Origin of the sequence: Gordonia neofelifaecis NRRL B-59395, assembly GCF_000192435.1 — a bacterium.
GTDB classification, from domain to species: Bacteria; Actinomycetota; Actinomycetes; order Mycobacteriales; family Mycobacteriaceae; genus Gordonia; species Gordonia neofelifaecis.
This window is the reverse complement of the sequence record NZ_AEUD01000002.1, coordinates 289,508-310,779: the sequence shown is the minus strand read 5'-3', so window position 1 is coordinate 310,779 and position 21,272 is coordinate 289,508. Positions and strand designations below refer to the sequence as shown.

Sequence of the window (21,272 nt, the reverse complement as noted above, 5' to 3'; positions counted from 1 at the left end):
GGTCACGTGGTTGCTGGTCACGCCTGCCCGCTCTCGCGTCGCTGCTCGCGCAGCGCGGCCGCGACGGCGATCTTCGACCGGACCGCGAGGCCGGCCCGGAGCGCGAGACGCAGCGGCGCGCGCAGCGGTCCCGGATGGCGGTCGGCGTTGAATCGGTAGGCGCTCGCGTGATGCGCGGGGATCATCTTCTCGGGGTGTTTGCTCACTGAGTGGCTCTTCGCGTGCATCACCGACGAGGTCGGCACGAAGACGTTCAGCCAGCCCGACTTCCCGAGACGATCGCCGAGGTCGACGTCCTCCATGAACATGAAGTAGCGGGAGTCGAAGCCGCCGATGTTGTCGAAGGCCGCCCGCCGCAGCAGCAGGCACGAACCCGAGAGCCAGCCGACCGGGCGTTCGGTGAGGTCCGCGTCGTCGTCGCGGTACGCGGCGGTCCACGGGTTCGACTTCCAGACGGCGCCGAGCACGGCGTGGCCGGTACCCGAGACCAGGTCCGGCACCCGGCGTGCCGACGGGTACACCGATCCGTCCGGCTCGGTGATCAGCGGACCGAGGCTGGCGGCGCGCGGCCACCGGCGGGCCGCGTCGAGCAGTTCATCGATCGCACCCGCCGACCATTCGACGTCCGGGTTGGCGACCACGATGAACTCCACGTCGTCGTCCACCTCGGCGACGCCGCGGTTCACCGCGCCCCCGTATCCGATGTTGCCGCCGGTCCGCACGAGCGTCACGTTGTCGTACGCGGCCTCCGCCTGCTCCGGCGCACCGTCGGTGGATCCGTTGTCGGCGATGATCACCTGCGCGGTCTGACTCGACGCGGCGGTGAGGGTGCGGAGGAAATTGTGCAGGTAGTCGCCCGATGAGTACGTCACGGTCACGACGGCGAAGCTGGCAGTCACCGGCTCAGACTAACCGAGCAGGCCGTGGTCATCTGACCGGGCGGTAAGCGAATCGTGGACCGCGTCACGCCAGCTCCGCAGCGGCGACAGTCCGGCGGCCGCCCAGCTCGCCCCGGAGAGCACCGAGTACGACGGGCGCGGCGCCGGGCGGGGGAACTCGTCGGTCGTGCACGGCTGCACGCGCTCGGGATCGGCTCCGACTTCGGCGAACACGGTTCGCGCGAGCTCCCACCACGACGTCGCCCCCGCATTGGTCGCATGCACGACCGCCCCAGCCGCGAGAGCCGGCGAATCGAGCCGGTCGACCAGCTCCCAGAGGGCCTTCGCCAGGTCCGGCGCATAGGTCGGCGAGCCGACCTGGTCGTCGACCACCCGAACGACGTCGCGTTCGGTCTCCAGCCGCACCATCGTCGCAACGAAGTCGGCGTCGCCGCGTCCGCCGGTGAACACCCACGCGGTCCGCACGACCACCGTCGCGGGATCCGCGCGCTGCGCGGCGCGATCGCCCTCGAGCTTGCTCGCGCCGTAGACCGTCGCCGGTTCGACCGTCTCGTCGGCCGGTTCGAACGGCCGCGGCGCCCCGTCGTCGCCGAGCGCGGTCGTGGCGTAGGCGTAGTCCGTCGAGAGGTGGATCAGCCGGGCCCCCGACGCGCCCGTCACCGCAGCCAGATTCGCCGGCCCGTCGGCGTTGACGGCCCACGCGGCCTCGCGGTCCGATTCGGCGGCGTCCACCGCCGTGTAACCCGCGGCGTTGATGACGACGTCGCCGGGTGCGATGCCCGCCAACGCCTCGCGAACCGAGTCATCGCTTCGGATGTCGATGTCGTCCGAGGTCAGGGGCACGACGTCACGGTCCGGCCGGGACGCCAGGAGCGCGCGCCCCACCTGCCCGGCGGCACCGACGATGAACACCTGCTGCGAACTCATGGGTCACCATCCTGGCCCATTCGCGTCGTCCGCGCGCCCCGACCGGCGCGGCCCGTGCTGCAGATCACCGTGGTCTCCCCCGGCTGCGCCTCCCCGGCAACCCGGCGCGGCATCAGTATTCTTGCGAGAGATCAGCGCCGCAGACGAGGGAAGGGACGACGCGACAGGTGGAGTCAGGACGCGAAGGCTCGACGGAGCCCGAGGGCAGGGACACCGAGCGCCCGCGACGCGGCCGCACCGGCGGTTCCGCATCGCGGCGTTCGACGCCCACTCGGACCGGGGCGGGCGCACGCTCCCGTCGAGCGTCGGAGGAGATCCACACCAGCCGTCGTCGACCGCGTGCCGAACACACTCAGACGGCGCCGCCCGCGGGCCCGCCGCCCGGCAGTCTGCGCGCCGCGCTGCGACTGTGGGCCACGCGGCCGATCGCGGGCGTCGCGCCCAAGAACATCGGCCGCGCCGTCGTCGCGCTGGCGACGGTGATGATCCTCGTCGTCACCGGACTCGGCTGGGCCAAGGTCCGCAGCCTCAACGGCGCGGTGACCCTCCTCAGCGATCTGGGCCTGGGTGGCGGCGACGACGGAGCCGTCGACATCCTGCTCGTCGGCACCGACTCGCGCGTCGACGCGAAGGGCGACCCGCTGCCGGAGGACGAGCTGAAGTGGCTCCGCGTCGGCGGCGACGTCAGCACCAGCACCGACACCATCGTGCTCGTGCGCATCCCGGAAGACGGTTCCAAGGCCACCGCGATCTCGATTCCGCGCGATACGTACGTCGACGTGCCGGGCATCGGCATGAGCAAGATCAACGCCGCGTACGGCGCGACCAAGGAGAGCGTCCGGACCACCGAGGTGGAACAGGGCACAGCCGAGGCTCAGGCGGAGAAGGACGGGACCAAGGCCGGCCGCAAGGCGCTGATCGACAGCGTCGCGAATCTCACGGGCATCACCGTCGACCACTACGCGGAAGTCGGTCTGCTGGGGTTCGCGTTGCTGACCGACGCGGTCGGCGGCGTGGACGTCTGCCTCAAGAACGCGGTGAACGAACCGTTCTCCGGAGCCAGGTTCCGCGCCGGACGGCAGACGCTGAACGGGCCGAAGGCACTGAGCTTCGTCCGTCAGCGCCACGACCTCCCTCGCGGCGACCTCGACCGGATCACCCGTCAGCAGGTCTACATGGCGTCGCTGGCCCAGAAGATCCTCTCGACACAGACGCTGACCAACACCGGGAAACTGCAGGAGCTGCAGGACGCGGTCTCGCGGTCGGTGATGATCGACAGCGGATGGGACATCCTGTCCTTCGTCGAGAACCTCAAGGACCTCACCGGCGGAAACGTCAAGTTCGCCACCATCCCGATCGAGGATGACCAGGCGTGGAGCGACGACGGCACGCAGTCGGTGCTGAAGGTCGATCCGCAAGCGGTCCACACCTTCGTCGACAGCCAGCTCGGCCGTAGCTCGCAGGCGAAGTCGTCCAATCCCCGCAGCGACTACACCGTCGACGTGGTGAACGCGGGGACAGTCGACGGCCTGGCCTCGAACGTCCAGCGCCTCCTCGTCGGACTCGGCTACGGGCAGGGCGCCACGTCCAGCAAGCCGATGAACGAGTTCGATTCGCTCATCTTCGCCGGCTCCGCCGACAACGAGGGCGCGAAGCAGCTGGTGAAGGACCTGAAGGCCGGAGAGATCGAGATCCGCGAGGACTCGTCGCTCCCCGAGAACAAACTCCGCCTGGTCCTGACGAACACCTATAACTTCGGACTCGGCGCGCTCTCCGGCACGGGCGAGGAGAGCACGTCGGAATCGAGCGCGACCACGTCGTCGAAACCGCAGGCCGGACCGGTCATCAAGGCCGACACCGACGGCCCCGTCTGCGTCAACTAGCACTCACTCGAAGGGTTCCGATGAGCCGATCCACTGTCACCGGCGCGATTCTCGCCGCAGTCCCCGACCACGCTCGTCCGCTGCTGACCTACTACAACGAGTCGACGGGCGAGCGGACCGAGCTCTCCGCCGCGACACTCGGCAACTGGGCCGCCAAGATCGGCAACTACCTGCGCGACGAGCTCGGCCTGGCGGCGGGCGACCGCGTGCGCGTCGATCTCCCCGAGCACTGGCAGACCGCGGCGGTACTGCTGGGCGCGTGGTGGGCGGGCGTCGCCGTCGACGTGGCCGACGACGCCGCGGACGGTCGTGCCGCCTTCGTCTCCCATGACCGCCTCGACGCGCACGACGAGGACGAGGTGATCGTCGTGCCGCTCGATCCGTTCGCGATGGGCGTGCGCGATCTGCCGGTCGGCGTCAGCGACTTCGGCGAGGCCGTCCGCGCGCACGGCGATCGTTTCGTCGCCGGCGGCGCGGGCACCGACGCCGTCGACGCGATCACCGTCGAGCAGGTGCTCGCCGCGGTGGACCCCGACCTCGCTCCGGGCGACCGAGTGCTGACGACTCGCGGTTGGCGCACGGCTGAGGACGTCGTCGCGAACTTCGCGGCCCCGCTGCTCGCCGGCGCGTCGCTGGTGTACGTCGGCGGCGACGCCGACGACGTCCGGCTGTCGAAGATCGCCGCGACGGAGAAGACCGGCTCCACCCGCACCTGACAGCAGTGTTCCCCGTTACCACCGGGTGGTAACGGGGAACACTGTTGATCGTTGCGGACCGGTCAGCCGATCAGCCGCGCAGCAGGGCGCGGCTCATGACGACGCGCTGGATCTGGTTGGTGCCCTCGTAGATCTGCGTGATCTTGGCGTCGCGCATCATGCGCTCGACCGGGAAGTCGGTCGTGTAACCCGCGCCGCCGAACAGCTGGACGGCGTCGGTGGTGACCTCCATGGCCACATCGGAGGCCAGGCACTTCGAGGCCGAGCTGATGAAGCCGAGGTTGCCCTCGCCGCGCTCGGCGCGGGCGGCCGCGGTGTAGACCATCAGGCGTGCGGCCTCGACCTTCATCGCCATGTCGGCGATCATGAACTCGACGCCCTGGAACTGGCTGATGCTCTTGCCGAACTGCTTGCGGTCCTTGACGTAGGCGATGGCGGCGTCGAGCGCGCCCTGGGCGACGCCGACGGCCTGTGCGCCGATCGTCGGACGAGTGTGGTCGAGCGTCGCGAGGGCGGTCTTGAAGCCGGTGCCCTCGTCGCCGATGACCCGGTCCTCGGGAATGGTGCAGTTCTCGAAGTACAGTTCGGCGGTGGGGCTGCCCTTGATGCCGAGCTTGTGCTCCAGCGGGCCGACGGTGAAGCCCGGGTCGTCCTTGTGGACCATGAACGCGGAGATGCCGTTGGCGCCCTTCTCCGGGTCGGTGACTGCCATGACGGTGTACCAGGTGGACTTGCCGCCGTTGGTGATCCAGCACTTGGAGCCGTTGAGGACCCAGCTGTCGCCGTCCTTGCGGGCGCGGGTCTTCATCGACGCGGCGTCCGAGCCCGCCTCGCGCTCGGAGAGCGCGTAGGAGGCCATCGCCTCACCCGACGCGATCGACGGCAGCACCTTGGCCTTGAGCTCGTCCGAACCGGACAGGATCAGGCCCATGGTGCCGAGCTTGTTGACGGCGGGGATCAGGGAGGCCGAGACGTCGACTCGCGCGACCTCTTCGATCACGATGCAGGCGGCCACCGAGTCGGCGCCCTGACCGTCGAACTGCTCCGGCACGTGCACGGCGTTGAAACCGTTGGCGACCAGCGCGGCGCGGGCCTCCTCCGGGAAGCGGGCGTTCTCGTCCACGTCCTTGGCGTGCGGCGCGATCTCCTTCTCGGCGAGCGCGCGGATGGCCTCGCGCAGCGCCTGGTGCTCCTCCGGAAGCTGGAAGAGGTCGAAATCGGGGTTCCCGAACTTGCCCATCAGTTCTCCTTTGATGTCGCACCAAGCGTGTCACCGAGTGCCGTCATATTCTTCTCTTCAAGTTCACCACGGCACTCAGTGCCGCGTCAATTGTCTCCGCACCTCGTCAGCGACGTCATCTGGCGACGTTCCCGCTGGAAAACTCACCACCGCCACCTGCTGGGACCCCGGACGTTCGGCGTCCGCATACGCGCCGACCGCGCCGTGGATGGCCAGCAGTTCGGCGTGCAGGGTGGCCGCGGTCGCGTTCTCGTCGCCCCTGATCATCGAGCGGAGCAGGTAGTTGTGCGCGCCGGTGACGGCCGCGGCGAACGCGATGATCCGCACGCGCGGCACGTCCGGCCGACGGCGACGCAGGAAGTCCTCGAACGTGCGCTGATACCGATATGTCGTGACGAGCTCCCGGTCGCGGAGCGCCGGCACCTGTGCGACCACCCGATAGCGACGGACCGCGAGATCGCGGACGGTCGCGAAGTGCGCGAAGACCAGTTCCGCGGCGGCGCACACCGACCACCACGGATCGGCGTCGGCCTCCTCGTCGGCGCGGAGCTGGTCGCCGACCTGTTCGAGCAGCGACTCGTGGTCGGCGAAGATCAGATCCTCCTTGGACCGGAACTGCCGAAACAGGGTCCGGCGCGAGACACCCGCAGCCGCCGCGACCTCGTCGACCGGCGTCGACTCGTAGCCGCGTTCAGAGAACAGACGAATCGACTCGGCGACGACGTGCATGCGGAACTCCGCGGGATCGGTGTGCACCTGATCGGTCGTCGCCATGACCGTCATTATTCCGCAGATCGCGCCCCGGCAGGCCGCGACCTCGCCGAACCGGAGTCGATGGGGCAAGCTGGACCCATGAAGGTCCCGCATGTCGTCGCGCGCATCAACAAGTACGTCACCAATCCGATCCAGGGCCTCTGGGCCGATCGCCTCGCACCGTGGGCGGTGGTGGAACACATCGGCCGGAAGTCCAACCGGCAGTACCGAACTCCAGTCCTCGCCTTCGTCGACGACGGCCGCATCAGCATCGCTCTGAACTACGGCACCGAGTCCGACTGGGTCAAGAACGTCCTCGCGGCAGGCGAGTTCACCCTGATTCGCGAGGGCAAGCCCCTCGCGATCGCCGGCGCGCGGATCCTGCCGTCCGACTCCCCCGATGTCGTGAAGTCGGCGCGGATCCCGGCGATGCTCGCCGACTCAGTCCTCTACGGCCGAGTCGTCGACGCATGAGCGACCGCCTCGAGGACTTCGCCCGCGACGAGTTCACGGCCGACGGCGTCACCCACCGCTACTACCGTCGTGGCGCTGGTCCCGCGGTGGTCGTGATCCCGGAGATCCCCGGCATCACGCCGAAGGTCGCCGATTTCGCACGCCGGGTCTCGAACGCGGGACTCACCGTGTTCGTCCCGTCGCTCTTCGGCGTCGACGGGGCCGATCCGAATCCGAACGGCCTGCGCGGGCTCCCGCGCACCGGTGCGTTGATGGCGCGGTCGCTCACCACGGTGTGCGTGAGCCGGGAGTTCACCGTCTTCGCCACCGGCAAGTCCTCACCCGTCGTCGACTGGCTGCGCGCCCTCGCCCGCCACGCGCACGCCGAATGCGGCGGTCCGGGCGTCGGCGCCATCGGCATGTGCGTCACCGGCGGATTCGCTCTGGCCATGGCGGCCGATGAGACGATGCTGGCACCGGTGCTGTCGCAGCCGTCGATGCCGCTCGGCATCAGCCCGTCCCGCCGACGAAACATCGACATCTCGCCCGACGACCTGTCGACGGTGAAAGCCCGGTGCGCCAAGGGACTTCAAGTGATGGGTGCCCGATTCGAGGGCGACGTGCTGGTCCCCGGAAGCCGGTTCGAGTTCCTCCGCGAGCAGTTGGGCGAGGCGTTCATCGGCGTCGACCTCCCCGATGAGTCGGCCAACCCCGCCGGACTCCTTCCGCCGCACTCGGTGGTCACGGAGCATCTGATCGACGAGCCCGGCGAGCCCACCCGGGACGCCCTCGACGCCATCATCGACTTCTTCCGCGACAAGCTGTCGGTCGGATGACCAGCGCCGTCGATCTGACGCCGCTGGACGATCCGTTCACCGGCGCGCTCACCGGCAGGCAGTCGCACTTCGCGCGGGCCCGGGGACGGATCACGGCCTTCGATCCCGAGGTCTCGGTGTTCTACGGGCATCCCCGCGAGATGACCGACGCCGACTGGGCCGATCTGGCGGCGCTCGCCGGCCCCGGGCACACCGTCGGGCTCCGCGACCGTCGCACCCCGGTTCCCGCCGGATGGACGCACATCGAGACCTTCGACCTGGTCCAGTACTCGGGTGAGAACGTCACGCCGCGCGCCGATCCCGAGGCGGTGGTGCTCGGCCGCGAGGACGTCGCCGAGATGACCGCACTGGTCGAGCTGACCCGTCCCGGCCCGTTCCTTCCGCGCACCGTCGAGATGGGCGCGTACCTCGGCCTCCGCGACGTCGACGGCAGGCTGCTGGCGATGGCCGGACAGCGACTGCGCCTGCCGGGATGGGTCGAGATCAGCGCCGTGTGCACTCACCCGGACGCGCGCGGCCGGGGATTCGCCCGACGGCTGGTCGCGGCGGTCGCGCAGCTGATCGTCGACGGCGGCGACACCCCGTTCCTCCACACCACCGCGGACAATCCCGCGCGAGGGCTGTACGAGGCGATGGGCTTCGTCCTGCGCAGCGACGTCAGCCTGGAGATCCTCCGGGTTCCGAGAGGAGAATAGGACCGTGTTCAGCTTCGACCGCCTGACCGTCCCGATCGCCGGAGCCCCGATGGCCGGCGGCGCCTCGACGTCCGCGCTCACCGCGGCCGTCTCGAATGCCGGGGGCCTCGGATTCTACGGAGGTGCCTACCTCACGCCCGAACGACTGCGGGCGACGATCAACGAGATCCGCACGCTGACCGACGCCCCGTTCGGAGTGAATCTGTTCGTCCCCGAGGAGATTCCCTTCGATGAGCAGGCCTTCACGACGTACCGCGACCGGCTCGTCCCGCTCGCCGAGCGCCTCGATGCGCCACTGCCCGAGAACGTCGCGTTCACCGACGACGACTTCGACGCCAAGGTCCAGGTCCTCATCGATGAGCGAGTGCCGGTCGCCTCGTTCACCTTCGGTTGCCCCGACGCGGCGACGATCGACCGGCTGCACGCCGCGGATGTGTTCGTCGCCGGCACGGTGACGTGCGTCGACGAGGCACTCCTCGCACGCGAGGCCGGCGTCGACGCCCTCTGCGCGCAGGGCGTGTCGGCGGGCGGTCATCGCGGGACCTTCCGGATCCTCGACGACGATCCCGGGTTCGACACCCTGACGCTGCTCACCGCCGTCGTCGACGCCACCGGACTCCCGGTGGTCGCCGCGGGCGGCGTCGGCTCGCGCGCGGACGTCGTCGCGTTGATCGACGCGGGGGCGACCGCCGTACAGATCGGAACGCTGCTCCTGCGCTGCCCGGAGGCGGGTACCAAGCAGGCGCATCGCGATGCGCTGGTCGACCCGAGGTTCGCCGAGACGGCGACCACCCGCGCCTACTCCGGGCGGCTCGCGCGCGGACTGGTCAACGATTTCATCGCTGCGCACACTGCGGCGGCGCCCCCGGTCTACCCGCAGATCAACACCCTGACCGGCGGGATCCGGCGGGCGGGCTCCGCCGACCCCGAGGTGATCAACCTCTGGGCGGGCACCGGGTTCCGCGCCGCGCAGGCGATTCCCGCGGCGGAGGTCGTCGCCGCGCTGCGACCGTAGGAGACCCGAGCGGGGTCAGTCCTCGAACAGGCTCCGGCGCAGCTTCTCGTCCTTCTCCAGCACCATCTCCTCCAGGCCCGCCTGGAACTTCGCCATGGCCGCCTGCAGTGCCGGATCCGAGGCTCCGAGGATGCGGGCCGCCAGCAGACCCGCGTTCCGGGCACCGCCGATGGAGACCGTCGCGACCGGGACGCCCGCGGGCATCTGCACGATCGACAGCAGCGAGTCCATCCCGTCGAGGTACTTGAGCGGCACCGGGACGCCGATCACGGGCAACGGCGTCGCCGAAGCCACCATGCCCGGCAGATGGGCGGCGCCGCCCGCACCGGCGATGATCACCTGGATGCCGCGCGCCGCGGCGTTCTCGGCGTAGTCGAGCATTCGCTGCGGTGTGCGGTGAGCCGACACGACACCGACCTCGAAGGGCACGCCGAACTCGGCGAGCGCCTCGGCCGCGGCCTGCATGGTCGGCCAGTCGGAGTCGCTGCCCATGATCAGTCCGACGCGGGGTGCGGGCGGGGTGTTCGGTGCGGTCATAGATGTCTCCAGTCGATCGGTGCGGATGGTGTCTGAGGCTACTGCCCCGGAGTCGTCGTCCTCACTCGCCGTGCGGATCCCAGCCGTCGGTCCACCGAGCCGTGCTCATCCACTGGGCGGCCCGCTCGGCTCGCTCCCGAACGTCCTCGACGGACTCGCCCGGCTGCCCGACGATGTTCACGTGGCCGATCTTGCGTTCGGGGCGTTCGGACTTCCCGTACAGGTGCACCTTCGCCTCGGGCATCCGCGCGAACAGATGGTGCAGCCGCTCATCCATCGACATCTCGGGCGCGGTGTCGGCGCCGAGGATGTTCGCCATCACCACGACGTCCGAGCGCGCCGAGGTGTCGCCGAGCGGATAGTCGAGCACCGCGCGCAGATGCTGTTCGAACTGCGAGGTGACCGCGCCGTCCATCGTCCAGTGGCCGCTGTTGTGCGGACGCATGGCGAGTTCGTTGACGATGAGCTCGCCGTCGACCGTCTCGAACAACTCCATCGCCATGGCGCCGACGACGCCGAGCTCGTCGGCCAATTTCAGCGACATCTGCTGAGCGCGCTGCGCCGCGTCGTCGCTCAGTCCGGGCGCCGGTGCCAGTACGACGGCGCATTGCCCGTGCCGCTGGACGGTCTCGACCACCGGCCAGGCGGCGCCCTGCCCGTACGGCGAGCGCGCGATCATCGCCGACAGCTCGCGGGCCATCGCGACCTTCTGCTCCACCATCAGCACGGTGTCGCCGCCGGCCTGTGCATCGAACACGGCCAGCGCCTCCTCGCGGGAGTCGGTCAACCACACGCCGCGGCCGTCGTATCCGCCGCGGACCGCCTTGATGACGACCTGCCAGTCGTGGGTCTCGCCGAACGCCGTCAGCACCTCGCGCGCGGCGGCGACGTTCCCCGAGAGATCGGCGAAGTCGGGCACGGGCAGACCGAGTGCGGCGAGCTTGGTCCGCATCGCGAGCTTGTCCTGGGCGAAATGCAGCGCCTTCGACGGCGGTCGTACCTGGACGCCTTCGGCTTCGAGCGCCTGCAGATGGGCCAGCGGCACCCCCTCGTGATCGAAGGTCACGGCCACTGAGCCTTCCGCCGCCGCACGCAAGGCCTCGAGATCGTCGTGCGATCCGAGAACGACGTTCGCGCTCACCTGCGCGGCGGGATCGTCGGCGCCGCCGGCGAGCACCCGCAGGCACTGGCCGAGTGCGATGGCCGACTGGTGGGTCATTCGTGCGAGCTGGCCGCCGCCGATCATGGTGACGGTGGGCATGCCGGTGCTGCGCCGGTCCGGGCTGGAAGTCACCGGTCAATGGTGTCATGCCGAGGCGGCGAGACGCGCACCACCGCCGGTCGATGACGATTCGACGAGGCGTAGTACGTACACTCGAACCTTGTGCCGACTATTGACGGGGCAGTGAAGAGCCTGCCGGAGCCCGTGCGACGTCTGGTGCTCAAGCACAGCGAACTGATCAAATTCGCAATCGTCGGCGGCACCACTTTCGTCGTCGACATGGCCGTCTACTACGCACTGGTGTTCAGCGTGCTCGAAGCGAAACCGGTGATCGCAAGGATCATCTCGGGCGTGGTCGCGGTGATCCTCAGCTACGTCCTGAACCGCGAATGGGCGTTCAAGAACCGCGGCGGACGCGAGAAGCATCACGAGGCCATGCTGTTCTTCGGCATCAGCGGAATCGGCGTGCTCCTGGCCGCTGCTCCGCTCTGGCTGGGCAACAACGTGTTCAACATGCGCGAGAACATCCAGGGCGTCGAACTCGCGATCGTCGACTTCATCCTGGGCTTCATCATCGGCAACCTGCTCGGCATGGGGTTCCGCTTCTGGGCGCTCCGCCGGTTCGCCTTCCCCGACGAGCAGCCGCGTGGCGGTGAGGGCGGATCCACCGACATCCATCCCAACTCGGACGAGCTCAGCGATGAGGAACTCGGACACGCGTGACGTCGGGGCCTGCGCCGTCGGCGCCGCCTGACTCCTCACCCGCATCGAGTCCGCCCGTCGCCGAATGCATCGGCGCCACCACCGAGAACACCGCGGGCCGGCGCGACACCAAGTCGAGGCGACCGCCGTCCGCCTCCACCAGCGCCCGCGCCAACGACAGTCCCAGCCCACTGCGGCCGCCACCCGAGACGCCTCGGCGGAAGATGCCGGGCACCAGGTCGTCCGCGACGCCGTCGCCCTCGTCGGACACCGTGATCCGCACCATCTCGTTGGTCTGCACGGCCCCGACACGGACCACGCAGTCGCCGGCACCGTGGACCAGAGCGTTGTCGACCAGCACGCTCAGTGCCTCCCGAAGCCTGCCCGGCCGCCCGTAGGTCGCCTGATCCGGCTCGTCGATCACCATGCGCAGCGACCGGCCCGCCGCGCGGTACGCGGGCTCGAAGTCGTGGACGAGGGTCTCGACCACCGCTGCCACGTCGATCGCCGCGCGCGCCTTCGAGTCCGCACGGGAGGCGGCGATCATCTCGTCGAGTTCGTCGGCGAGCCGCTCCACCTGCTCCATCCCCGCCTCGGCCTCGGCCACCACTGCCGGGTCCTCGTGGAGGGTCAGCTCGTCGAGCCGAAGGTGGATCGCGGTGAGCCTGCTGCGCAGTTGATGCGAGACGTCGCCGATGATCTCCCCCTCGCGCTCCAGTCGCAGGGCGATCTCGTCGTTCGCGTCGGCCAGCGCCGCCGACACCCGGTCCAGCTCGTCGATCCCGTACGTCGGCCAGTCCGACGAGAAGTCGCCGTGGGCCATGGCCGCCGCGCGTCTGGCGACATCGGACAGCGGTTCGGACAGCCGCCGCGCGGTCACCACCGCCACCATGGCGCCGCCGACCACCGCGACCAGGATCGCGAGCAGCATGGTCAGCACGGCGAGCAGCTGGGTGGGCCGCACGTCCTCCTGCGGGATCGCCAGCGTGAGATCGGCGTTCGGCCCGAGGTTGACCGACTCGGACACCGCGGCACCGTCGAAGACGTACCCGAGCTGCCGCGTGCCGCGGTCGTAGCCGCCAGGCGCGGTCGGATCGGGCACCCGATAGGTCAGCGTCAGCCGTCCGTTCGACGGCACCAGCAACCGGAACTGCTCGAGGTCGAGGTCGTGCGGCTGCACCGCACGACCGGCCGCCTCCTCGGCGAGCACGTGCTCGCTCATCCGCTTGAGCCGCTGCGAGAGGTCCTGGTGTGCGGACGTGGCGAACCAGTCCCAGGTGATGATCGTCATCGGGACGCCGAACATCACGCCCATCGCGACGAGCGACGCGATCATCATCTTCAGTATTCGGTGCCGCATGCCTGCCTACGGATCGAAGCGGAAGCCGACACCGCGAACCGTCACGATGTGCCTGCGCTCCTTCGGCCGGTCGTCGCCGATCTTCCGCCGGATCCACGAGATGTGCATGTCGAGAGTCTTGGACGAACGCAGGTCGGTCGACCCCCACACCGCTGTCATGATGTCGTCGCGCGAGACCACCTCGCCGGCGCGCTCCATCAGGAACCGCAGCAGGTCGAACTCCCGGTTCGCCAGCGTCAGGTCCTCTCCGTCCACCACCACCCGGCGGGCGCGCGAGTCGAGTCGGATGCCGCCGATGTCGAGGACCTCCTCCTCGTCGACGGCGGCGACGCTGCGCCGCATGAGCGCACGGACGCGCGCCAAGAGTTCGGCGAGCCGGAAGGGCTTGCCGACATAGTCGTCGGCGCCCGCGTCCAGACCGACCACGAAGTCGACCTCGTCGGTGCGGGCCGTCAGCATCAGCACCGGCAGCTGCGGCAGTTCGCTCCGGACTCGGCGACAGACCTCGAGCCCGTCCATGCCCGGCAGTCCGAGATCGAGGATCAGCAGGCCGTAGTCGCCGGTCATGACCATCTTCAGGGCGTCGGGGCCGGTCCCGGCGATGTCGCAGTCGTTGCCCTCGCGAGTCAGCGCACGCGCGAGCGGCTCGGCGATCGCCGTGTCGTCCTCGGCGAGGAGCACCGCACGCGACCCGGTCATCGGCGCCACTCCCGATCGTCGTACCGGAACTCACCTGACCGCGTGTCCGGCTCGTCGTCCTCGTCGAGCAACTCCTGGTACAGCTGCGCGTGCACGGCTTCCACCTGCGGAATGTCATGGAACGACAGCGGCTCGTCGGACGCCGACTCGATCACCAGCGTCCCCGTGCGGAGCATCCGGTCGACGAGTCCGTGCCGGAACTCCACCGTGTTGATCCGGCGGATCGGAATGTCGATGCCGGATCGGGTGAGGATGCCGTTGCGGTAGATCACCCGCCGGTCGGTGACGACGAAGTGCGTCGTCTTCCACGACAGCAGCGGCCGAGCGAGGAACCACGCGGCCGCGAGCAGCCAGAGCACGCCGATCACCACGGTGAACCAGAACTTCACATCATCGGCCATCGACGACGCCCTCGTGTAGCCGATCGCCACTCCCGCGGCGCCGGTGAACATCCAGAACGTGAGCACCGGCAGCAACAGGCTCTTCCAATGCGGATGCCGGTGGATGACGACGACTTCGCCGGGCGCAAGGTTCTCGCGCGGGTAACCCATGAGATTTCACCTTAGTGCCGGATTCTTAGGAGGGGCTGATATCGGGTCTACACTGGCCGCATCGGGGTCCCCGCCCCGCGATCGCAAACAGTGACAACAGGCAGTGACAACAGGCAAGGACCATGACGTACAACGATCCGCATGACCCGGGCTACCACCAACAGCCGCCGCCGACCCGCGCCTACAGCCAGCCCGGCGACTACCCGCAGTACCCGGACGCCAACGCCGCCGACTACAGCCGGAGCGCATACGACCCGTCGTATGCGCAGCAGCCCGCCCCGAGCAAGCCGCCGCGGCGCGGCCCGGACATCGACCCGTTGATGTTCTGCGGCGGCGTCCTGATGACCGGCGTGGTCACCGGTCTCGCCGCGTGGCTGGCCGCCTGGGTGATCCGCGCGATCACGCAGAAGATCAACGAGTCCGGCCAGTTCGGCATCTGGAATCCCCTCGCCCAGGACGAAGTCTGGTTCGCGGTCGCCGGCTTCGTGTGCGCGATCCTCGGTGGCGCCCTCTGGTACCTGCTTCAGGTGGGCACCCCGGCACCGAATCAGTTCTACCGCTGGATCGTCGGACTGCTGATCGCGGCCGCCGTGATCCTGCCGCTGCTGCTGTCGGATCAGATCTCGTCGGGGATCGGCACGGCCGTCCTGCATCTGATCATCGGGCTGCCCGTGCTCACACTGATCCCGACCATGGGACACGCCAGCAGCAACCGCAACCGGAGCTGACGGCTTACGAGCCGGGTGCCGGCCGCAGGTGGGTCACATCGCCCGCCGACGCGGTGACTCGACCGTCGGGCCCGTCGACCACGACCCGTCCCTCGTCATCGATGTCGACGGCGCGTCCGATCACCTCGGCGTCGCCGGGGAGGATCAACCGGACTCTCGAACCGAGCGTCGCGCTGACCGCGCGGTAGTTCTCGGCGAGCGCGGCGATGTCGTCGGGCCAGGAATCCAGCCGCACCGACAACGCTCGCAGATACGCGCCCGCGACCCGCGTCTGATCCACCGGACCGTCGGTGAGTCCGCTGATCGACGCAGCGGTGTCCGGTGCCGACCCCACGGGCAGATCCAAATTCAGTCCGGTGCCGATCACCGCGACCCCGCCACCGCCCGGCGTGAGCCGGAACTCCGACAGGATGCCGGAGATCTTGCGGCCGCCCGGGGCGAGCACGTCGTTGGGCCACTTGAGTTCCAGGCCCGTCCCGGTCAGCTCGGTCACCGCGTCGTGGACCGCGAGTCCGGTCAGCAACGACAGCCAGCCCAGATGATTGATCGCGGACGGGTCGACGGCCACCGCCGCCGAGATCGCGAGCTGCCCGGGCGGGGTCTCCCAGACTCTCGCGTGCCGGCCACGGCCCGACGTCTGCCGTGCCGAGATCAGCACTGTGCCGCCGAGGTCCTCGCCGGCGTCGATGCGCGCGATCAGATCGGCATTCGTCGAGCCGGTCTCCGCGACCACCTCGATCGCGTGCCATCGAGTACCCGCCAGATCGCTCGTCAGGACTCGCCGGTCAGGGACGTCGATTCTCATGAACCTGCACTCTACGGGCCACGAGTGAATACACTCACAGCACTCCCGTCCGAGTGATTTCTAATGTGAGGATATTCTCACATTCTCGCCGCGGTTGACCTGACCTGGGTGCGGCTCGTTAGCATCGGATCCCATGACGACTGCTTCACGCGACGACGGCGCCGCGCCGGACATCCACACCACGGCGGGCAAGCTCGCCGATCTGCGCAATCGCCTCGCCGAGGCCGAGTTCCCAGTCGGCGAAGCCGCTGCTGAGAAGGTTCACGCCAAGGGCAAGCTCACCGCCCGCGAGCGCATCACCCACTTGCTCGACGAGGGCTCGTTCGTCGAACTCGACGCCCTGGCGCGTCACCGCTCCACCAACTTCGGTCTCGCCGAGCGCCGCCCGATGGGCGACGGCGTCGTCACCGGGTACGGCACCGTCGACGGCCGCGAGGTCTGCGTCTTCAGCCAGGACGCCGCGGTGTTCGGCGGCAGCCTCGGCGAGGTCTACGGCGAGAAGATCGTCAAGGTCATGGACCTGGCGATCAAGACCGGCCGCCCGCTGATCGGCATCAACGAGGGCGCAGGCGCCCGCATCCAGGAGGGCGTGGTCTCCCTGGCCCTCTACGGCGAGATCTTCGGCCGCAACGTCCGCGCCTCCGGCGTCATCCCGCAGATCTCGCTGATCATGGGCCCGAACGCCGGCGGCCACGTGTACTCCCCCGCGCTGACCGACTTCGTGGTGATGGTCGACCAGACCAGCCAGATGTTCGTCACCGGCCCCGACGTCATCAAGACCGTCACCGGCGAGGACGTGACCCAGGAGGACCTGGGCGGCGCGCACACCCACATGACCAAGTCGGGCGTCGCCCACTACGTCGGCCAGGACGAGGAAGACGCCCTGGACTACGTCAAGGAGCTGCTGGGCTACCTCCCGAGCAACTGCCGCGCCGAGGCCCCGCGGATGCCCGCGCCCGAGCGCGTCGGCGCCATCGAGGACAACCTCACCGAGGACGACATCGCGCTCGACACGATCATCCCGGACTCCCCGAACCAGCCGTACGACATGCACAACGTCATCCGGAACATCCTCGACGACGAGGAGTTCCTGGAGGTCCAGGCCGAGCGCGCGATGAACGTCATCGTCGGCTTCGGTCGGGTGGACGGCCGCAGCGTCGGCATCGTCGCGAACCAGCCGACCCAGTTCGCCGGCTGCCTCGACATCGACGCCTCGGAGAAGGCCGCGCGCTTCGTCCGCACCTGCGACGCCTTCAACGTCCCGATCGTCACCCTGGTCGACGTCCCGGGCTTCCTGCCCGGCACCGAGCAGGAGTACAACGGCATCATCCGCCGCGGCGCCAAGCTGCTCTACGCCTACGGCGAGGCGACGGTCGGCAAGATCACCGTCATCACCCGCAAGGCCTACGGCGGCGCGTACGACGTCATGGGCTCCAAGCACATGGGCGCCGACGTGAACCTCGCGTGGCCGACCGCGCAGATCGCGGTCATGGGCGCCTCGGGCGCGGTGGGCTTCGTCTACCGCAGCCGCCTCAAGGAGGCCGAGGCGAACGGCGAGGACGTCGACGCCCTGCGCCTCGAGCTGCAGCAGGAGTACGAGGACACCCTGGTGAACCCGTACGTCGCCGCCGAGCGCGGATACGTCGACGCCGTCATCCCGCCGAGCCACACCCGCGGTCAGATCGCGAACGCCCTCAAGCTGCTCGAGCGCAAGATGGTGCAGTTGCCGCCGAAGAAGCACGGCAACATCCCGCTGTAAACCGCTCACCGATCGAGAAAGGCGACTCGCACATGACTGCAGACATTCACAGTGCAGACGTCGACGGCACGAGCGGCGATGAGAAGCCGGCCCGTCCGTTCCTGACCATCGTCGACGGCAACCCGACCGACGAGGAGCTGGCCGCGCTGGTCGGCGTCTTCGCCGCAGCGGGCGGCGGCTCGGCCGATGCCGGACCGCAGCTCCGCAATGACTGGGGTCGTCCCGTCGACATGTTCCGCGAGAGCTGGGGCCAGCCCGCCAGCTTCACCAACCGCGGCGGCTGGTGACAGCGCCGCACAGTTCCACCTCGACGACCGTCGTCCTCGGGTCGGCATCGCCCGCACGCCTGCGCGTGCTGCGCGACGCCGGTCTGCGGCCGGCGGTCGTCGTCTCTGATGTGGACGAGGACGCCCTGCTCGACGAGCTGGCGGGCGCACCGCACGCCCAGATCGTCACCCGTCTCGCCGAGGCGAAGGCCGACGCGGTGGTCGCCGCAGTGCTCGGCGGAGACGCCCCCGAAGCCGCGGGAGCAGTCGCCGACGGGGTCGTGCTGACCTGTGACTCGATGCTGCTCACCGGCGGCGTCCTGGCAGGCAAACCGCACACCGTCGAGGCCGCTGTCAACCGCTGGCAGCAGATGCGCGGGACCACGGGCCACCTCATCACCGGGCACTGCGTCCGGCGGCTGCGTGACGGGGCGGTCGTCGCATCTGCGGCGCACAGTCAGTCGACCGCGATCTTCTTCTCCGACGTCTCCGACGACATCCTCGCCCGCTACGCCGCCACCGGCGAGCCGCTCGAGGTCGCCGGCGCGTTCACCCTCGACGGCCTCGGCGGCTGGCTGATCGACGGCATCGACGGCGATCCGTCGTCGGTCATCGGCATCAGCCTCCCCCTGGTCCGCCGCCTCCTCGCCGACGTCGGCGTCGATGTGACGGACCTCTGGGTCGTCGAGTAGCCGCGGCGGGGCTGCGCCCGACTGGTCTGCGCGAACGTCCGCCGCGGCCTTCCCGGGGTGGACACGCGTCGACCGCGCGACGAGCTCTCGCTCAGCTCTTCAAGACTGCGGGCCAGTAGCGCTTCAGGCAGTCGCCGGGCTGGCCCTGACGCTTGAGGTTGTCGCTGAAGCCCCGCCAGAGGGCCTCCGCGCGCGCGACCGAGGTGCCGTGTCCCTGCCCGGGGGCGGCGTCGCCGACGCTGACGATCAGCGCCGCCGCCTGCAGGATCGATGTGAACGAGAGGTCCTTGCGCTCGAACACGGTAGCCGCCCAGTTGCCGGCGAAACAGTCCGCGATCAATTCCTTGTCATCACCGGACGGCCCGCCGGTCTCGCTCACCCCATAGGCCTTGCCCAGGCGGTACACGACGTTGTGCCCGTACTCGTGGGCGATGATCGTGGCGGCGGTGAAGTCGCCCAGCATGATCCCGGACGATCCCATCAGCTTGCCGTTCCAGATGTCGGTGAACGTCTGCACGGGCAGGATCACCGAACCCTGGCGATTGGTTCCGCTGCCGTCCGGCTGATTGTCGCGGGGGCAGAAGAAGGCGTTCGGGAAGTCACTCGGAATACCGTCGGGCAGTTCGCCCGACCCGAGGCAGTCGCTGTGGAAGGCCTGACCCGGTGCGATGAGCACACGCCCGGCGCTCGCCTCCTCGATGTTGAGCTGTGCGAACCAGTCCTGCCAGACCACGTCCAGGTCGTCGAGTACCGCTGTCAGGTACGCGGGCACCGCAGTCGACTCATTGGCATCGTTCACTCCCGACGGAGCCAGCCGTTTGGCCGAGAACACCGGAAGCTCGGGACATTCGGTGGCCGAGCAGTGGATCGGCTCCTTGGGCGTGGCTCGTTGCGGCGTGCCGTCGACCCCGCATCCGACCAGGCCGAGCATCGCCACGACCGCCACCACCGGCAGGACCAGCGCCCGGCGCCCCCGCCATGTTCCCCGACTCGACATGCACGGAACGCTAACACCGACCCGACCGATGGTCGCGCGAGGTGTCATTCGGTCGATCGCGCAGGCCGGGCGCCTGATCGCCGCGATCCGCCAGAGCGATCCGCCGCAACACATCGGGGTCGGCGTCCGTATGCTGATAGCGGTGGCCGGTTTCGGCCGCGTCCCAACCAGCAGAGGCGGGAGACCCTCAGTGACTGTGGAATTCGATCCGAATCCGGCTTTCGCCAAGTTCGCACATCCGGAGCGCTTGGTGACGACCGAGTGGCTGTCGGCGCATCTCGGCGCGCCCGGCCTGAAGATCATCGAGTCGGACGAGGATGTGCTCCTCTACGACATCGGCCACATTCCGACCGCTCAGAAGGTCGACTGGCACCTCCACCTGAACGATCCGGTGACCCGCGACTACATCAACGGCGAGCAGTTCGCGAAGTTGATGAGCGAGAAGGGCATCGCCCGCGACGACACGGTCGTGATCTACGGCGACAAGAGCAACTGGTGGGCGGCGTACGCCCTCTGGGTCTTCACGCTCTTCGGTCACGAGGACGTCCGACTGCTCGACGGCGGCCGTGACGCGTGGATGGATGAGCAGCGCGAGACCTCCTTCGACGTCCCCGTGTACCGCGAGACCGACTACCCGGTCGTCGAGCGCGACGACACCAAGATCCGCGCCTTCGCCGAGGACGTGCTCGCCGAGCTGGGTTCCACGCCGCTGATCGACGTCCGGTCGCCGCAGGAGTACACCGGCGAGCGCACCCACATGCCCGACTACCCGCAGGAGGGCGCGCTGCGCGGCGGTCACATCCCGACGGCCGTGTCGATCCCGTGGGCCAAGGCCGCCGCGCCGGACAGCCGGTTCCGCACGCTTCCCGAGCTCCAAGAGGTCTACGCCGGATTCGATCCGAAGAACCCGACCATCGCGTACTGCCGCATCGGCGAGCGCTCCAGCCACACCTGGTTCGTGCTGACCCACCTGCTCGGCTTCGAGAACGTCCGGAACTACGACGGCTCGTGGACCGAGTGGGGTAACCGCGTTCGCGTCCCGATCGTGATGGGCGACGAGCCCGGCGCGGTCGCAGGCAACTGATCTCCGGAAGATTCGCATGACATTGCCCGCTCCCCTCGCCGAGATCGTGTCGGACTTCGCCGAATTGGCCGACTCCGACAAGGTCACCCTGCTCCTGGAGTTCTCGCGTGAGCTCCCGGACCTGCCGGAATCACTGAAGCCGGAGGCGATGGAGCCGGTGCCGGAGTGCCAGTCCCCGATCTTCCTGTCGGTCGACGCGTCCGACGCCTCGGCGGTGCGGCTGTTCTTCAGCGCGCCGCCGGAGGCGCCGACGACCCGCGGGTTCGCGTCGATTCTGCACGAGGGCCTCGACGGCGCGACCGCCGACGAGATCGCCGCGGTGCCCAACGACTTCTTCCACGATCTGGGGCTGTCGTCGGTCATCAGCCCGCTCCGGTTGAACGGCATGGCGGGCATGCTGACTCGTATCAAACGGCAGGTCTCCGAGCAGACCGCGAGCTGAGACTCTCGCCC

24 protein-coding genes are annotated in these 21,272 nt (G+C 69.1%); 13 read left to right on the top strand and 11 right to left on the bottom strand.

Annotated features, from left to right (window positions below; translation table 11 throughout):
• Window positions 1–17 precede the first annotated feature (17 nt).
• Both SCNU_RS03740 and rfbD read right to left on the bottom strand, forming a co-directional pair.
• Entirely contained in the window at window positions 18–899 is an 882-nt protein-coding gene (locus tag SCNU_RS03740; RefSeq protein WP_009678024.1) for a glycosyltransferase family 2 protein, read from the bottom strand.
• A gap of 9 nt (window positions 900–908) precedes the next feature.
• Entirely contained in the window at window positions 909–1,826 is a 918-nt protein-coding gene (gene rfbD, locus SCNU_RS03735) for a dTDP-4-dehydrorhamnose reductase (RefSeq protein ID WP_009678023.1), read from the bottom strand.
• Between the two features lie 167 nt (window positions 1,827–1,993).
• Between rfbD and SCNU_RS03730 the strand changes: the two genes are divergently transcribed.
• A complete protein-coding gene (locus tag SCNU_RS03730; RefSeq protein WP_009678022.1) occupies window positions 1,994–3,709 on the top strand; it encodes an LCP family protein in 1,716 nt (571 codons plus the stop codon).
• Window positions 3,710–3,729: 20 nt separating this feature from the next.
• On the top strand, window positions 3,730–4,425 hold the full coding sequence (locus tag SCNU_RS03725; protein ID WP_009678021.1) for a TIGR03089 family protein: 696 nt from the start codon (window positions 3,730–3,732) through the stop codon (window positions 4,423–4,425).
• A gap of 70 nt (window positions 4,426–4,495) precedes the next feature.
• Here the strand turns inward: SCNU_RS03725 and SCNU_RS03720 are convergent, their stop codons facing one another.
• Together SCNU_RS03720 and SCNU_RS03715 are read right to left on the bottom strand one after the other, a co-directional pair.
• Window positions 4,496–5,665, bottom strand: a complete 1,170-nt coding sequence (locus SCNU_RS03720) for an acyl-CoA dehydrogenase (RefSeq protein ID WP_009678020.1) — start codon at window positions 5,663–5,665, stop codon at window positions 4,496–4,498.
• A gap of 75 nt (window positions 5,666–5,740) precedes the next feature.
• Window positions 5,741–6,439, bottom strand: a complete 699-nt coding sequence (locus SCNU_RS03715) for a TetR/AcrR family transcriptional regulator (RefSeq protein ID WP_009678019.1) — start codon at window positions 6,437–6,439, stop codon at window positions 5,741–5,743.
• A gap of 78 nt (window positions 6,440–6,517) precedes the next feature.
• Here SCNU_RS03715 and SCNU_RS03710 point away from each other — a divergent pair, with 78 nt between their 5' ends.
• The 4 genes from SCNU_RS03710 to SCNU_RS03695 are packed head-to-tail and all read left to right on the top strand — an operon-like array spanning window position 6,518 to window position 9,417.
• Window positions 6,518–6,892 carry a nitroreductase family deazaflavin-dependent oxidoreductase gene (locus SCNU_RS03710; RefSeq protein ID WP_009678018.1) on the top strand — a complete coding sequence of 125 codons (375 nt, stop codon included), beginning with the start codon at window positions 6,518–6,520 and terminating at the stop codon, window positions 6,890–6,892.
• Window positions 6,889–7,707 carry a dienelactone hydrolase family protein gene (locus SCNU_RS03705; RefSeq protein WP_009678017.1) on the top strand — a complete coding sequence of 273 codons (819 nt, stop codon included), beginning with the start codon at window positions 6,889–6,891 and terminating at the stop codon, window positions 7,705–7,707. Before SCNU_RS03710 ends, SCNU_RS03705 begins: the two co-directional genes overlap by 4 nt.
• A complete protein-coding gene (locus tag SCNU_RS03700; protein ID WP_009678016.1) occupies window positions 7,704–8,402 on the top strand; it encodes a GNAT family N-acetyltransferase in 699 nt (232 codons plus the stop codon). The genes SCNU_RS03705 and SCNU_RS03700 overlap by 4 nt, the downstream gene beginning before the upstream one ends.
• Before the next feature lie 4 nt (window positions 8,403–8,406).
• The gene (locus SCNU_RS03695) at window positions 8,407–9,417 is read left to right on the top strand and encodes an NAD(P)H-dependent flavin oxidoreductase (RefSeq protein ID WP_009678015.1); all 1,011 of its coding nucleotides are present in this window, start codon (window positions 8,407–8,409) and stop codon (window positions 9,415–9,417) included.
• A gap of 15 nt (window positions 9,418–9,432) precedes the next feature.
• On the opposite strand, the gene purE is transcribed toward SCNU_RS03695, so the two are convergent.
• Together purE and SCNU_RS03685 are read right to left on the bottom strand one after the other, a co-directional pair.
• Window positions 9,433–9,954 carry a 5-(carboxyamino)imidazole ribonucleotide mutase gene (purE, locus tag SCNU_RS03690; protein ID WP_009678014.1) on the bottom strand — a complete coding sequence of 174 codons (522 nt, stop codon included), beginning with the start codon at window positions 9,952–9,954 and terminating at the stop codon, window positions 9,433–9,435.
• Between the two features lie 61 nt (window positions 9,955–10,015).
• Window positions 10,016–11,248 carry a 5-(carboxyamino)imidazole ribonucleotide synthase gene (locus SCNU_RS03685; RefSeq protein WP_009678013.1) on the bottom strand — a complete coding sequence of 411 codons (1,233 nt, stop codon included), beginning with the start codon at window positions 11,246–11,248 and terminating at the stop codon, window positions 10,016–10,018.
• Between the two features lie 90 nt (window positions 11,249–11,338).
• Between SCNU_RS03685 and SCNU_RS03680 the strand changes: the two genes are divergently transcribed.
• The gene (locus tag SCNU_RS03680) at window positions 11,339–11,899 is read left to right on the top strand and encodes a GtrA family protein (protein WP_050792740.1); all 561 of its coding nucleotides are present in this window, start codon (window positions 11,339–11,341) and stop codon (window positions 11,897–11,899) included.
• On the opposite strand, the gene SCNU_RS03675 is transcribed toward SCNU_RS03680, so the two are convergent.
• The 3 genes from SCNU_RS03675 to SCNU_RS03665 are packed head-to-tail and all read right to left on the bottom strand — an operon-like array spanning window position 11,871 to window position 14,488.
• Window positions 11,871–13,238, bottom strand: a complete 1,368-nt coding sequence (locus SCNU_RS03675) for a HAMP domain-containing sensor histidine kinase (RefSeq protein ID WP_009678011.1) — start codon at window positions 13,236–13,238, stop codon at window positions 11,871–11,873. The two genes, SCNU_RS03680 and SCNU_RS03675, sit on opposite strands and share 29 nt — an antisense overlap.
• Window positions 13,239–13,244: 6 nt before the next feature.
• Window positions 13,245–13,937 (bottom strand): response regulator transcription factor, encoded by a 693-nt coding sequence (locus tag SCNU_RS03670; RefSeq protein ID WP_040517575.1) that lies wholly within the window; start codon window positions 13,935–13,937, stop codon window positions 13,245–13,247.
• The gene (locus SCNU_RS03665; RefSeq protein WP_009678009.1) at window positions 13,934–14,488 is read right to left on the bottom strand and encodes a PH domain-containing protein; all 555 of its coding nucleotides are present in this window, start codon (window positions 14,486–14,488) and stop codon (window positions 13,934–13,936) included. Before SCNU_RS03665 ends, SCNU_RS03670 begins: the two co-directional genes overlap by 4 nt.
• 122 nt (window positions 14,489–14,610) lie before the next feature.
• On the opposite strand from SCNU_RS03665, the gene SCNU_RS03660 reads away from it, so the two are divergent.
• On the top strand, window positions 14,611–15,216 hold the full coding sequence (locus SCNU_RS03660) for a hypothetical protein (protein ID WP_009678008.1): 606 nt from the start codon (window positions 14,611–14,613) through the stop codon (window positions 15,214–15,216).
• 4 nt (window positions 15,217–15,220) lie between these two features.
• On the opposite strand, the gene SCNU_RS03655 is transcribed toward SCNU_RS03660, so the two are convergent.
• Window positions 15,221–16,021: a biotin--[acetyl-CoA-carboxylase] ligase gene (locus SCNU_RS03655; protein ID WP_009678007.1), complete on the bottom strand. Its 801-nt coding sequence runs from the start codon at window positions 16,019–16,021 to the stop codon at window positions 15,221–15,223.
• Between the two features lie 133 nt (window positions 16,022–16,154).
• On the opposite strand from SCNU_RS03655, the gene SCNU_RS03650 reads away from it, so the two are divergent.
• From SCNU_RS03650 to SCNU_RS03640, 3 genes are read left to right on the top strand one after another with little or no spacing between them, the layout of a single operon-like run.
• Window positions 16,155–17,780 (top strand): acyl-CoA carboxylase subunit beta, encoded by a 1,626-nt coding sequence (locus SCNU_RS03650; RefSeq protein ID WP_009678006.1) that lies wholly within the window; start codon window positions 16,155–16,157, stop codon window positions 17,778–17,780.
• Window positions 17,781–17,812: 32 nt separating this feature from the next.
• Window positions 17,813–18,067: an acyl-CoA carboxylase subunit epsilon gene (locus SCNU_RS03645; protein WP_009678005.1), complete on the top strand. Its 255-nt coding sequence runs from the start codon at window positions 17,813–17,815 to the stop codon at window positions 18,065–18,067.
• Entirely contained in the window at window positions 18,064–18,738 is a 675-nt protein-coding gene (locus tag SCNU_RS03640) for a Maf family protein (protein ID WP_009678004.1), read from the top strand. Before SCNU_RS03645 ends, SCNU_RS03640 begins: the two co-directional genes overlap by 4 nt.
• Window positions 18,739–18,829: 91 nt before the next feature.
• Here SCNU_RS03640 and SCNU_RS03635 read toward each other — a convergent pair whose 3' ends face one another.
• Entirely contained in the window at window positions 18,830–19,735 is a 906-nt protein-coding gene (locus SCNU_RS03635) for a neutral zinc metallopeptidase (RefSeq protein ID WP_040517515.1), read from the bottom strand.
• 190 nt (window positions 19,736–19,925) lie between these two features.
• On the opposite strand from SCNU_RS03635, the gene SCNU_RS03630 reads away from it, so the two are divergent.
• Both SCNU_RS03630 and SCNU_RS03625 read left to right on the top strand, forming a co-directional pair.
• Window positions 19,926–20,819: a sulfurtransferase gene (locus SCNU_RS03630; RefSeq protein ID WP_040517573.1), complete on the top strand. Its 894-nt coding sequence runs from the start codon at window positions 19,926–19,928 to the stop codon at window positions 20,817–20,819.
• A 16-nt stretch (window positions 20,820–20,835) separates the two neighbouring features.
• Window positions 20,836–21,261, top strand: a complete 426-nt coding sequence (locus SCNU_RS03625) for a SufE family protein (RefSeq protein ID WP_009678001.1) — start codon at window positions 20,836–20,838, stop codon at window positions 21,259–21,261.
• The last annotated feature ends 11 nt before the right edge of the window (window positions 21,262–21,272 follow it).